We start from the raw sequence: 13,695 nt of genomic DNA, 5'->3' as shown, positions 1-13,695 counted from the left end.
ATGAATTCTCAGTAACGAACAGAGAAACGGTATCCAGTACCACGTACTGTTTGCACCATTTTATCATGCCCTTCTGTTTCCAGTGCTTTTCTTAAACGACGAATATGAACATCTACAGTTCTATCTTCAACATAAACATTGGCCCCCCAAACATTATTTAATAGCTGTTCACGGCTATAAACACGCTCCGGATGAGTCATAAAAAAATGTAATAATTTATATTCGGTTGGTCCCATATCAATAGGAATTTCACGACAAGTAACACGATGAGAGGTTGGGTCAAGCATCAAGCCATTCATTTCAATAATATCTTCTGTCGCCATTGGCGAAATTCGGCGTAAAATCGCTTTTACGCGAGCAATTAATTCTTTTGGCGAAAAGGGTTTGATTAAAAAATCATCCGCGCCCACTTCTAAACCTTTCACGCGATCCTCTTCCTCACCTCTGGCAGTCAACATCATGACAGGGACATCGCGAGTCGCGCTATCACGCTTCATATGTTTAATAACCTGAATGCCAGAGCCACCTGGGATCATCCAATCGAGTAAAACTAAATCAGGTAACGGGTCAACAAGCTGCGCAATTGCAGAGTCATAATCATCAGCTTCAATCGGCTGAAAACCATTCTGTTCCAATACAAAACAAACCATTTCACGGATGGGCGTCTCATCTTCAACAACTAGAATGCGTCTTGCCATGATTGTTCCTGTAAATAAGAAGATATTTTTAATGTGAACGCATTATGCGTCACTTTTATGACAGAATTATGACTATTATCGGTGATGACTGATATTCCACCTAATAATTACAGGAAAAGATCATCTAAGTGAAACATTAATCACATAGCGCAATATAATTATCATCCATTTGCAGACTAATAATTATCTTACTGTAATAACAATTTTAACGGCTTTATTCATATCACAGCATCATTTTCCATTGCATAACACTCCATCGTATTACCGCGATAAGGTATACTGACCGACAGAATATCGAGTCCTCTTCACTAATAAAATGGCACAATCACAAGGAATGATAGCTCATGCGCATGATCCACACTTCTGACTGGCACCTTGGCCAATATTTTTTCACTAAAAGTCGTGCCGCTGAACATCAATGTTTTTTAAATTGGCTTATTGAACAAGTTACGCTCCATCAGGTTAGCGCAGTGATTGTCGCAGGGGATATTTTTGATACTGGCTCACCGCCAAGCTATGCACGAGAACTCTATAATAAATTTATCGTCGATTTACAAAAAACTGGATGCCAGTTGGTTATTTTAAGTGGAAACCACGATTCCGTTTCCGTTCTCAATGAATCCAGCGCTTTGCTGGCTTACCTCAATACCAGCGTAATAACCTCTGGCGCTGAACCTAATATTATTACTTTAATGGATAACCAAGGATTGCCTAGCGGCCTCGTCTGCGCCATCCCATTCCTGCGCCCTCGAGACATTCAGATAAGTATTGCAGGACAAAGTAGCGAAGAAAAACAATTATCACTGCAAACGGCAATTCATGACTATTACCAAGCCAGCTACCAACTTGCCGTCGCACAACGAGAAACATTAGGGCTTGATATCCCGATTATCGCGACAGGGCATCTCACCGTTGTCGGCGCAGCGCTGACAGATTCAGTCCGCGACATTTATATTGGCACACTTGACGCGTTTCCTTCTGGCGCATTTCCACCCGCAGATTACATTGCCCTAGGGCATATTCATCGACCCCAAGTCATTGGTGGCCAACAACATATTCGTTATTGCGGTTCACCAATTCCATTAAGTTTTGATGAAGCACAACAACAAAAAAGTGTCTGTCTGGTTGAGTTTAATGGCAGCACGCTTACTGATATCACTCAATTACCAATTCCAATTTCGCAGCCACTACAAAGTGTCAAAGGGTCTCTAAAAGAAATCCAGCAACAGCTGGAAGTTTGGCAAGACTATCAAGGTGATAAACCGGTATGGTTAGATATCGAAGTCGCGTCACAAGACTATCTTTCAGATATCCAACAACGTATAGAAGCCTTAACCCAAACCTTACCAGTTGAGGTCGTATTACTGCGCCGAGCACGTAAACAAAAGCAAGGACAGCAAAGTGTATTAGCCAATGAAACACTCAATGAATTAACTGCTGAAGAGGTCTTTTTACGCCGTCTTGCAGAAGAATCACTTGACGATGCCGAACAAGAACAACGCTTGCGACAACTGTTCAAACAATCTTATGACGCACTACGTTCAGAACAAGAGGGTCAAGCATGAAAATCCTGAGTCTTCGCTTAAAAAATATTAATTCACTAAAAGGCGAATGGAAAATTGATTTCACGCAAGAACCTTTTGCTAGCCAAGGATTGTTTGCGATAACTGGTGCGACCGGTGCAGGTAAAACCACCTTACTGGATGCAATTTGTCTCGCGCTTTACCATCAAACACCTCGTTTAGGCTCTCTATCTGCTAGCCAAAATGAGCTCATGACGCGCCATACGGGCGAATGTTTAGCGGAAGTTGAATTCGAAGTGAAAGGTATTGCTTACCGCGCATTTTGGAGTCAACGTCGTGCAGGCGGTAAATCTGAAGGAAACCTTCAACAACCTAAAGCCGAGCTAGCGACGGTAGCTGATGGGCAAATACTTGCGGTTAAAGTCACTGAAATTAGAGAGCGGATCACTCAAATTACGGGACTCGACTTTGGCCGTTTCACTAAATCGATTCTACTTTCCCAAGGGGATTTTGCCGCCTTTTTAAATGCAACAGAAAAAGAACGAGCTGACCTTTTAGAAGAGATAACTGGGACTGAAATCTATAGCCAAATCTCAATTTATATTTATAACCAACACAAACAAGTCAAAACCGAATTAGACTTACTGAAGGCGAGAGCACAAAGCATTAATTTGCTGACTGAATCTGAGCACCAACAACGATTAGAACAACAAACGGTACTCGCGCAACAAGCCGCACAAATCAGTCATAAAAAAAATCGTTATCAACAAGCCATAAATTGGTGGCAACAACAGCACCAACTGACTCTACGCTTACAACAATTACAAGCAGAGCTAGACAAGTCAGAACAGGATTTTCAGGCTGCAAAACCCAGTCTACAAAAATTAGCAGACAGCGCTCCCGCAGAGGCTTTGCGTCCTTTATGGCAAGATGTTCAGCGCCAACAACAGTCGTTAGCTGAACACAATGAAAAGCAACAACATCTTCAACAAAGTCTTGAGGAAATGCAGAAACAACTTGCACCACTGAAAGCAAAACAAGATCAAGCTAATAATGAAAATACGCAATTTTTGGCGTATATGCAGCAGCAGAATAAATTAATTGATAACGAAGTTCGCCCGTTGGATAACCAAATAACGCATCTTAACCAACAACTCAGTGAACTCTCTAAGCTTGTAACCCAATTTCAATCTGAATATGACCAAAAACAACAGTCTATCAATGAAGCCGAGGTGAAGTTACAACACGCAAATAACCAACTGAAACAACTAAATGTTTTTCTAAAAGAAAAACAAAAAGATGCAGAAATTAGCGGGCAACTAGGCAGTTGGAAGCAACAAGCACGTTACCTCAATGAACTTACTGAACAGCTCTCGATACTAACCCAAAAGCAGCACAAAATTTCACAAGAACTGCAAGTATTACAGGCAGAAAAACAAACGCAATCCGCTCAGTTGACGCAAACGCAAACGGCTTTAGACAAAGAAACTGACGCGTTTAATCAATTAGAAAATAACTATAAAAACTGCCAAGAAAAACAGAATATTAATGAAGTAAATCACTCTATTGTACAACTACAAACCAAGCTACAACATGCGCAATTATTACCCTTTATATTGTCACAGTGTCTCGCTCAACAAGTTCAATCACAAAAGCAAGCAACACAGCAGATTTTATTAATTGAATCAATTGCTCAAACTGAAAAAGAATTAGCATCAGTACAAACGAATATCAGCAATTTACAGCCCCATATTCAAGATCTCACACAACAACTGCAATTAGAGCAAAAAATTGTTAGCTTAGAAAAAGAGCGCCAGCAACTCATTGAAGGCTCCCCGTGTCCACTTTGTGGCTCTCACGAGCACCCTGCGGTTGAGGCCTATCAATTAATAAAATCCTCAGATACACAACAGCGCTTAAAACAACTCACTGAGCAACTCGATAGCAATAAGATCAAATTATCAGAGCAACAATCGTACTTACAAAATCAAAAGTTGCGTCAAAGTGAAAATTTACAGCTCAAAACACAATTATCCGAGCAGCTTGATGAATTAAATCAAAAATGGCGTAGTACCTGTGAGCAAGCACTTACTCCAGAATTAGCGCAAACCGAACAAGCGGTTAATTTACTTCTTGCTGATTTAAAAACACAGTTATCCACACAACAAAAAGTGATTACGGATTTCACGCTATTAGAACGCGATTATCAGCAGGCTAAAAATCAATTAAATGAGCAACAAGCGCTCGTTAAACAACAGCAAGCCACTCTCGCATTACTCGAAGAACGTCTTAAATATCACGCTCAGATGTTTGATGAGATACAAAAAGAACAAAATCAGCTACAACAACGCAAAAATGAACAAACAGAGCAATTACAGTCAGCCCTCACTCAATTTCAGTTAATATTGCCCGAAAATAATGATTTTGATGCATGGTTCAGCAACATTGAACAACGCAGTCAATTCTACGAATCACAAAAAATAGCGGCACAGAAACTCACGCAACAAATAGATGTCAGTAATGCGACATTAGCGGCTGAAATAGCACAAAAAACGCAATTATTGAAACAGCTCGAAAATGGAAAACAACAGCAATTACAATGCAGTAATGAGCTGATTGAGAAAAAAAATCAACGCCAAAACTTATTAAATGGACTCACTGTCAGCCAATTTATTGAAGGGATGCAGGAAAAACAAACTCGTTTAGCCCATCAATTAGAACTCTTAACCAAAAATATCAATGACATTGAAAGAAATATTTCCGTCCTCAATGGCAGCCATCAAGCCATCATTGAATCGGTTAAGAAAATCACTCAATTATTGATAAATGCACAAACACAATTTAATCAAGCATTAACCCAAAGCCCATTTGATTCACAGCAAATCTTCCTCAATGCATTACTAGCCACTGAAGAAAAAACACAATTAGAACAGCTAAAACAAAATATTAGCCAAGCATTACTGCAAAGCGAAACCCGTCATAAAGAAGCTTTACTGGCGCTAACCGCCCATGAACAACAACGTCTTGAAGATTTTACAGGCATTTCACAAGAGCAATTAAAACAAGCAATTGCTCAATTTGATGAAGAAATAAAAAATCTTAATCAAGAACAGGGTAGAATTATCAGCCAGTTAGAAACGGATAAACAGCAGCGCCATCAGCAACGAGATTTACTACAACAAATTGAAGATGGGCAGCTTAGTTATGATGATTGGAGTTATCTCAGCACGCTCATTGGCTCCGCCGAAGGGGATAAATTCCGCCGTTATGCACAAGGCTTAACACTTGATTGTCTCATTACCTTAGCCAACCAGCAGCTCGATAAATTACACGGGCGCTATCTACTACAACGTAGTCATCAAACTAACCTTGAACTACAAGTTATCGATGGGTGGCAAGCTGATAGTCTCAGAGACATCAAAACCTTATCAGGTGGTGAAAGCTTCTTAGTCAGTCTCGCATTAGCCCTAGCACTATCCGATATGGTGAGTAACAGAACCCAATTAGAGTCACTATTTTTGGATGAAGGCTTTGGCACACTCGATGCCGAAACCTTAGATATCGCTCTCGATGCATTAGAAAGTTTAAATGCATCCGGTAAAACGATTGGGGTGATCAGCCACGTTGAAGCCATGAAAGAACGAATTCCAGTGCAAATTCCGGTGAAAAAAGTGAATGGTCTCGGATTTAGCGAGTTGCCAGCGCAGTATCGAATCAATTAACCCACTATGATTTAGCCAAATAAATGGCAGAGAGTTTAAATTCTCTGCCATCATGGAGTAAGTTAAACTGCGTCTAGCGCTAGCTGTAACGCATATTTCAAATCATCGACATTTTCAATGCCAATAGATAAACGCACTAAATTATCGCTGATGCCGATATTTTGACGAACAGTTTGCGCTACACCTGAATGCGTAGTCGATGCAGGGTGGCTCGCTAATGACTCTGTACCCCCTAAGCTCACCGCAAGTTTAAATAACGCCAAATTATCTAAAAAGCGAAAGGCATCGGCTTCATTTTCGCCAACATTGATTGAGAATGTAGAGCCTGCGCCTGAGCATTGTTGTTGATAAGCGCGATACTCTGCACTGTCTTTCGGCAAAAATTCAGGAAAATGAACTTTACCGACTTTAGGATGCTGGTTGAGAAAATGGGCCAAAATTTTTGCATTATCATTGGCTCTTTCCATCCTAAGTTGCAGTGTTTCTAAAGATCTCCCCAACATCCAACTTGAGTGTGGGTCGAGCTGTGTCCCAATCGCATTACGCTGCGCTTTGACTTTTTTGACTAAATCGCGACTTCCAACAACGGCACCCGCAACCAGATCAGAGTGCCCACCGACATATTTTGTTAGTGAGTACACACTTAAGTCAGCACCGAGCGCAATAGGTTTCTGGAATATGGGTCCCAGTAACGTATTATCACAAATCAATAATGGAATTTCGCCATCTTGTTGATGTGCAATTTGCTTGGCAGCTTGACTGAGCAGTTGAATATCCACCACCGTATTTAGCGGATTTGATGGTGTCTCAATATAAATCGCCGCAATTTTTTTACCTGCCCCAATCCCTTTTACTACATCAAGAATAGCCGCTAAATCACAACCATTTTGAAAAGGAACTGAAGTAATACCAAAACGTGTTAACGTATTCAAAAATAAGGTTTCGGTACCACCATATAGAGGTTGAGAGTGTAGCAATACATCACCTGGTTTTAAGACTGCCATCAAGCAAGTCGTAATAGCCGACATACCCGATGAAAATAAAGCAGCACTTTGCGCCCCTTCATAAAGAGCCAATCTATCTTCAACAATTTCACTATTGGGATGATTGAAGCGCGAATAAACCAAACCTTGTTTTTGGTTATCAGGCGCTTGTACGCGCCCGCTAACCAAGTTAAAAAAATCTTTACCTTCTTGAGCCGTTTTAAAGACAAAAGTTGATGTCAGAAACACAGGAGGTTTTATCGATCCTTCCGATAATTGTGGGTCGTACCCATAGCTCATCATTAATGTTTCAGGGGATAGTTCTCTCCCATTTAAATCTTTTTTATCGCTTTTATCTGACATTCACAAGCTCCAACTTTTTATTCATAAATCATCACATTATCAGTTATACAATATTACTATTGTTAATAATTTGCTCGTACTCGTGAGGATAAAATTGGCGAGTAACAGATAAATGGGAACGCAAACGGCCTTTAATGACATTTTTGCCTAAATTGGTAAATAATGGATTTAAAGGATCGCTATCAGGCCCCAACGCTTGTTGAGCTAAATAGGAAGGTAGTGGCAATAAGGGAACTTCATCAGCAAAAACACTTGGGGTAATAAAATAAGCGATAGAATAACGTGAATCGCTATTTTTCCCCCTAACAACCTGATGAACATTTGCACGTAAATAACCATTGGTTGCTAATTCAAATACCTCACCAATATTTACTACAAATGCATCTTCTAATGGTGCAACATCTATCCAACCATTATCTGTCTCAACTTGTAGTCCACCGCTATTATCTTGCCAAAGCAGTGTCAAAATCCCCGCATCTTTATGAGCACCAACGCCTTGCTCTCCCTCATGATTATCAGTACGAGCAGGATAATGAATTAATTTTAATAAATGCTGAGCCGGTTCCGCGATAACACTATCGAAACTGTTTTCAGGCAACTCAAGTGCAACTAAAAAGGCTTTAATTAATTTAATCGCGATATCTCGCATCTCTTTTTGCCATGCAAGGGCTTGTGTTTTCAGCTCAGGCAATGCCTGTGGCCATTGATTTGGTCCTTGTAAATTCAGCCAAATCGGATCTTGGTCAGTTAGTTGTAAAGCCGGCAATTCCTCACCAATATCAATTTGTTCACGAAAATCAGGCTGATTTCGCGTACTCTCTTGTGTTGAGGCTGTATATCCGCGAAAGTGTCTTGAATGACTCATTGAGATTTGTTCTTTGGCATCCTTTGGCAAAGCAAAAAACTGTTTTGTTATTGCCAACAATTGCTCCCGAGTTTCAGGCGTAATATTATGTCCAACAAGGTAAAAAAAGCCAATTTCCCGCGCAATGAAGCGTAATTTCTTATAAAAATCTGCTTGCGTCTCTGGGTTATCAAGTTCATTCAAATCAATAATAGGTAATTGAGTCGCTGACATATTTAATCCTTTTCACTCTCTGTATTTATAGAATATGACTTTAGTGAATAATAAAAATAGCTATTCATCTATTTAACAGTCGATTAAATACCAACTTTAAAAATACTAATAATAATATAAAACTATATCGATATAACCATTTCAATGAATAGATACTTTCTAATCCATATAACAAAAAACACAAATAAATAATTAAATATTATTTATAAAAGTAAGATCTTGTCTGATTAGATATTACTAACAAATAACTAATGAGAATTTAAAATGAAAAAAATAACTGCATTAATATTGGCATTGTCGGTTTCTGCTTTAACGGCTTGCTCACCTGAGGACAGCACTGCTGAAAAAGCACCTCAACAAAAAGATCCCAAACAAAAAATCATCGTTGGCAGCCATGGCAGTGATGCTGATATCTGGAATTTTATCGCGGAATCTCAAAGCGCTAAAGATGCAAATTTAGATATTGATGTTAAAATCATTGACGATGGGATCACCTTGAATGTCGCCACCATCGATGGTGATGTGGATGTCAATGCCTTTCAATCGTGGGGATTTCTAAAAGATTTCAATAAAAATCATGATAATAAGCTCGCACCAATCTTCACGACTTATTTTGAACCGATGGGGATCTATTCTGTAAAATATAAAAACTTAGCTGATTTACCCAACAAGGCGATTGTCGCGATCCCAAACGATGCAGCCAATCATGCAAGAGCACTTAAACTATTAGAGAACTCAAAGTTAATCAGCTTGAAACCTGAATTCAATCAAGCCACGGGATCTATTAGTGACATTACAAATAATCCTAAAGAATTAGTCTTTAGACAAATAAAATATGCACATGGTCCTAGAGCGCTACCGGATGTAGACATTGCAGTAATCGGAAATACTGCTGCACAAGAAGGTGGACTTAACGTTTTAAAAGACTCTTTATTTAGAGAGCAAAACGATGACACCATTAAAAATAATATTAATATCTTAGTTACTAAATCTGATAATAAAAACGATCCTAAATTTGCTAAATTAAACGATCTCTATCATAGCGAAGCCGTAAAGAAATACATTGATGATAATTTTGGCGGTACAAAAATACAAATTAAAAAGGATCTCAGCGAATTGAATTAACCTTAATACATATCATTAACCGAGAAGCATAGATAAACTATGTGACTCGGTTAAAATCGATTAGTCAATAATCATGTAACTTTCAGTGTGATGAACATTAATGGAAACAAAAAATCTCATCGATATGTCTTTTTCTATCCTTTTTCCTCAATATTTTTATACTCACTATCCCATTTTTTGCCCACTTGATGATAGAAATATTATTTTGTAAGATACTATTTCATATATCACTCTGATTTAAATGAAGTTAATCTCTTTAAGATCTACACGCAAAAATTTGAACCTTATCGTTAAATTTTTTTCCTATGATTTTTAAGCTATCTCGCTATAGTAATAACCATCGAAACAATCTGCGGCTTCTGAGATTTATTCAATAACTGCCGTGTGCTAACTAAAGCTAGGAGACAACATGTCTAACGCATTTATCGAAATGATTAAAAACCGTCGTACAATTTATAACCTTGGCGATGCATTACCCGTATCTGAAGAACATGTCACAAAATTAATTAAAGAAGCGGTTAAACATTCTCCATCTTCATTTAACTCACAGACTTCTCGCGTCGTTGTTTTATTTGGTGCTGAGCATAAGAAACTGTGGAATATGGTGAAAGAAACTTTGCGCGCTATCGTTCCTGAGCAAGCTTTTGCAGGTACAGCACAAAAAATTGATAGCTTCGCTGCTGGTGCTGGCTCTATTTTATTTTTTGAAGATAAAGATGTAGTTACTGGGTTACAAGAGCAATTCCCATTATATGCGGACAATTTTCCTGTTTGGTCTGAACAAGCAAGTGGTATTGCTCAATTTGCCGTATGGACTGCATTAGCACAAGAAAATGTCGGTGCATCTCTACAGCACTATAATCCGATTATTGATAGCCAAGTTCAAAAGGAATGGAATATTCCAGCTAACTGGATATTACGCGCTCAGATGGTATTTGGTTCAATTAATGAGCCCGCTGGCGATAAAGGCTTTATGGATGACGAAGTTCGTTTCAAAATTTTCAAATAAGCACTAGCTTTAAATTAATTTTCATCTGAGTTCTCTCACTTATCTTATTATTGAGAGAACTCAGTTTTAATCAATTTAAGTTGATAATATATGCCAATATCAGGGTAAAATAATACTTAACAAATAAAACAACAATAATAAATAAACCTATCTTAAATTAGTTGTAATATTTTCTTATTTATAAATAAATAATACACTTAAAAACATTAACGAAACAAACATTCCTCATTACAACCCCCCTATTAACATATCTATATATTTAATTGATTTTCAATCAATCGAACAACATTTAGCTTATGTTTTTTTGATTTAAAATCAACACATTAAATCACACCAAAGATATTTTTAAAATAATTTCCATTTTTTATTATGTATTATCAATATTTGAACTACACTAAATATAAGAGCAAAATTGCACAGTTAAATGTTAGTTAGTGCTATTATCGAGGTGGACTATGAAACGTTTATCTTTATTTACAACCATTGTAGCAATACTCATTTCAAGCAGTTCTTTTAGTTATGCAACTTCTAATTCTACAGGAGGAACAATCTCGTTTTCAGGCTATGTATATGAGCCTCAATGTGAAATAAATTTAACCAATAAAAGTCAAATAAATGTTCAGTGCTTTAGAAATGGTAAAAACATATCGACGACTGGCTCATTGAAAGATGGGAAAAAAATAGAGTCTGACTATGTAAAAGTTGAATATGATAGAACAAGAAAATTACCTATGTTGAATGTAATTTATGAATAAATTAATGAAATTCGAAATAATCATAATTCAGGATACTTAATTTATTATCAGTTCTAAGTATCCTGAATTTTATTAATAATCTAAATTTAACTTATTCGCAAATTAACAACCGTAATTAAGGTAAATAACCTTAACCGCTTTTTCAATATACTGCATATGAAAAAGCCTACCAATCCTTGGTAGGCCATTATATCTCAACTAAGATAATTACTTCTCAGTTAAGTCTACTTGATAAATTGCAAAACCGATTTCATCAGTACCCACTTGCTTCATAGGATATTGAGCATGTTCTTTAATGAATTCAGCTGCTTTATCGCTTGGTGAAGTTTCAAAACGAACATCTAACTTCTTATCCGTTTTAATTGGTGTGAATGACCAATTATTATCAGCCTTAGACGTTATTTCACCTTTCTCTTTAGAAACTTTCGCAATATAAGCCGCTAAGATTGAACGGTTTTCATCTGGAGAAGCAAACGCAATGTTGTTATCGCCTGTTCCTGCAAATTTACCGCCGTATCCACGATAGTTGTTGGTAGCGACTAGGAATGTTGCTTTCGGATCAATTGGCTTGCCTTGGTAAGTGACATTTTTGATTCTATTCGCATCTTTATTTACAGTTTGGCAATCAACATCGTATTTAGCAGGTTGCGTTAAATCAATTTGATAATTAACACCACTAATTGTATCAAAATTATATGTTCTGAAACCGCCCCAGTTAATCAAACTTTGTGGTGCTGTTGATTGTGGGTCAATTTGATTAAACATACCTGCCGAGCATTCTAACCACTCAACCACATCTGCACCTGTTGCTTTTACAACAACTAAAGTATTTGGATAGAGGTAAAGATCCGCAGCATTACGGAAGGTTAGATCACCCTTTTCAACTTCGATAAATTCAGATGGTGCATTTTTACGACCGCCCGCTTTAAACGGTGCTGCCGCAGCTAATACCGGCAAATCTGCAAGATCTGGATCGCCTTGAATAAAGGTTTTGGTGTAATCAATCTGTGCATCATTAACAATTTGAACGGTTGGATCGCTTTGAACCAAGGCCAAATAACTGTACATATTTTCAGATGCTTTACCAATTAACTTACCGACGAAGTCACGAGTACCTTCGTGTTGTTCATTGATAATTTTAACCAGGCTTTCATCACGCTCTACGAGTGCCTTTTTATTGGCTTTATCATAGACAGGGCGCGCATGTGCCGCTGCATCAACAACTTCCCAGTTACCTTTGTCATTGTTGACTACAAGATCAACCACACCTAAGTGATCGCCCCACTGACCCGGCATTACTGCTGGAACGCCATTAACGGTTCCTTTAGTGAGATCAACGCCTTTGATGTCTGCAAACTCTTTACTTGGGAAAACCCCATGTGAGTGGCCAAACATGATGGCATTAATACCCGGTACTTCACTGAGATAATAAACCGAGTTTTCGGCCATTGCTTTGTATGGCTCTTGTGAAAAGCCTGAGTGAGGGATAGCAACAATAATATCTGCTCCCTCTTTTTTCATTTGAGGAACGAATTTTTTAGCTGTTTCAGTAATATCATTAACAACCACTTTTCCTTCTAGATTTGGCTTATCCCAAATTAGAATTTGTGGTGGCACAAAGCCGATATAACCAATTTTTAGATTATGCGTTTTACCATCACGATCCTTAACTGGGGTATCAACAATGATATAAGGATTGAAATAGTTTTTACCTGTTTTCGCATCTATAATATTGGCATTAATATATGGGAATTGTGCACCTGCAATAGCTTTTTGCAGGTATTCTAAACCAAAGTTAAATTCATGATTACCAAAGTTACCCACGGTATAACCCATGGTGTTCATCAAACTATGCGCAGGATGTGACTCCCCTTTTTTCAAGCCTTTGCCTGCCATGTAATCAGCAAGCGGGCTACCTTGGATCAAGTCACCATTGTCGACTAAAACGGCATTAGTCGCTTCTTTTTTAGCGGCTTTAATCAAAGTCGCTGTACGTACCAAGCCAAACTGCTCTGTTGGCTTATCTTTATAATAATCAAAATCAATCAGATTACTGTGAACATCTGATGTTTCCATAACACGTAAATCAACAGTTGCTGCATTCGCATTAAATGCGACTAGCAAAGCAAGCGATGATAATTTCAATACTTTATTCACTATGAATCCCCTTAGCTGCCCTTAACGAGACAAAGTTGCCTCTCGAATCGTTATATTCAGTTCTAGCCCATTGGTTAAATAAACAACGAAATTAGGACTACAATTGTCTACAATGTGCATTACTTCAATTTTTAATGATATTACACTGCAAACAGTAACCATTAAATGTGACTAAATCACGGTTTTAGTCTTTTTATAGACCCCGACTTTAATATCGGTCACAAAAATGAATTAATGTTGAGTTATAAAGCCAAAATTATTGAAGTTATATGAACAATAACC

General features: G+C 37.9%; 9 protein-coding genes. 5 read left to right on the top strand and 4 right to left on the bottom strand.

Annotated features, from left to right (window positions below):
* Positions 1–8: 8 nt before the first annotated feature.
* Positions 9–698, bottom strand: a complete 690-nt coding sequence (gene phoB / locus AAZR93_RS19000; RefSeq protein ID WP_336430902.1) for a phosphate regulon transcriptional regulator PhoB — start codon at positions 696–698, stop codon at positions 9–11.
* A gap of 344 nt (positions 699–1,042) precedes the next feature.
* Here phoB and sbcD point away from each other — a divergent pair, with 344 nt between their 5' ends.
* On the top strand, positions 1,043–2,263 hold the full coding sequence (gene sbcD / locus AAZR93_RS18995; RefSeq protein WP_434720746.1) for an exonuclease subunit SbcD: 1,221 nt from the start codon (positions 1,043–1,045) through the stop codon (positions 2,261–2,263).
* Entirely contained in the window at positions 2,260–5,943 is a 3,684-nt protein-coding gene (locus tag AAZR93_RS18990; protein WP_434720745.1) for an AAA family ATPase, read from the top strand. Before sbcD ends, AAZR93_RS18990 begins: the two co-directional genes overlap by 4 nt.
* A gap of 62 nt (positions 5,944–6,005) precedes the next feature.
* On the opposite strand, the gene AAZR93_RS18985 is transcribed toward AAZR93_RS18990, so the two are convergent.
* Together AAZR93_RS18985 and AAZR93_RS18980 are read right to left on the bottom strand one after the other, a co-directional pair.
* Positions 6,006–7,289, bottom strand: coding sequence for a cystathionine gamma-synthase family protein (locus tag AAZR93_RS18985; protein WP_434720744.1), 1,284 nt, complete (start codon positions 7,287–7,289; stop codon positions 6,006–6,008).
* Between the two features lie 43 nt (positions 7,290–7,332).
* Positions 7,333–8,367, bottom strand: a complete 1,035-nt coding sequence (locus AAZR93_RS18980) for an isopenicillin N synthase family dioxygenase (protein ID WP_434720743.1) — start codon at positions 8,365–8,367, stop codon at positions 7,333–7,335.
* A gap of 264 nt (positions 8,368–8,631) precedes the next feature.
* Here AAZR93_RS18980 and AAZR93_RS18975 point away from each other — a divergent pair, with 264 nt between their 5' ends.
* The 3 genes from AAZR93_RS18975 to AAZR93_RS18965 all read left to right on the top strand — a co-directional run bounded on the left by AAZR93_RS18975 (position 8,632) and on the right by AAZR93_RS18965 (position 11,256).
* Positions 8,632–9,492: a MetQ/NlpA family ABC transporter substrate-binding protein gene (locus AAZR93_RS18975; RefSeq protein WP_434720742.1), complete on the top strand. Its 861-nt coding sequence runs from the start codon at positions 8,632–8,634 to the stop codon at positions 9,490–9,492.
* Positions 9,493–9,901: 409 nt separating this feature from the next.
* Positions 9,902–10,501, top strand: a complete 600-nt coding sequence (locus AAZR93_RS18970) for a nitroreductase family protein (protein WP_294108358.1) — start codon at positions 9,902–9,904, stop codon at positions 10,499–10,501.
* Between the two features lie 455 nt (positions 10,502–10,956).
* Positions 10,957–11,256: a hypothetical protein gene (locus tag AAZR93_RS18965; RefSeq protein WP_294108356.1), complete on the top strand. Its 300-nt coding sequence runs from the start codon at positions 10,957–10,959 to the stop codon at positions 11,254–11,256.
* A 207-nt stretch (positions 11,257–11,463) separates the two neighbouring features.
* On the opposite strand, the gene AAZR93_RS18960 is transcribed toward AAZR93_RS18965, so the two are convergent.
* Positions 11,464–13,416 carry a bifunctional 2',3'-cyclic-nucleotide 2'-phosphodiesterase/3'-nucleotidase gene (locus AAZR93_RS18960; RefSeq protein WP_294349985.1) on the bottom strand — a complete coding sequence of 651 codons (1,953 nt, stop codon included), beginning with the start codon at positions 13,414–13,416 and terminating at the stop codon, positions 11,464–11,466.
* Between the last annotated feature and the right edge of the window lie 279 nt (positions 13,417–13,695).

Source organism: Providencia sp. Je.9.19, from assembly GCF_051129765.1.
GTDB lineage: Bacteria > Pseudomonadota > Gammaproteobacteria > Enterobacterales > Enterobacteriaceae > Providencia.
The sequence above is the reverse complement of the archived record's forward strand: the minus strand, read 5'-3'. Positions and strand labels throughout refer to the sequence as shown.

What these genes read in the sequence shown, in the direction of transcription:
- phoB (WP_336430902.1), bottom strand. Translation starts at nt 698, where the DNA reads ATGGCAAGACGCATTCTAGTTGTTGAAGATGAGACGCCCATCCGTGAA.
- sbcD (WP_434720746.1), top strand. Translation starts at nt 1,043, where the DNA reads ATGCGCATGATCCACACTTCTGACTGGCACCTTGGCCAATATTTTTTC.
- AAZR93_RS18990 (WP_434720745.1), top strand. Translation starts at nt 2,260, where the DNA reads ATGAAAATCCTGAGTCTTCGCTTAAAAAATATTAATTCACTAAAAGGC.
- AAZR93_RS18985 (WP_434720744.1), bottom strand. Translation starts at nt 7,289, where the DNA reads ATGTCAGATAAAAGCGATAAAAAAGATTTAAATGGGAGAGAACTATCC.
- AAZR93_RS18980 (WP_434720743.1), bottom strand. Translation starts at nt 8,367, where the DNA reads ATGTCAGCGACTCAATTACCTATTATTGATTTGAATGAACTTGATAAC.
- AAZR93_RS18975 (WP_434720742.1), top strand. Translation starts at nt 8,632, where the DNA reads ATGAAAAAAATAACTGCATTAATATTGGCATTGTCGGTTTCTGCTTTA.
- AAZR93_RS18970 (WP_294108358.1), top strand. Translation starts at nt 9,902, where the DNA reads ATGTCTAACGCATTTATCGAAATGATTAAAAACCGTCGTACAATTTAT.
- AAZR93_RS18965 (WP_294108356.1), top strand. Translation starts at nt 10,957, where the DNA reads ATGAAACGTTTATCTTTATTTACAACCATTGTAGCAATACTCATTTCA.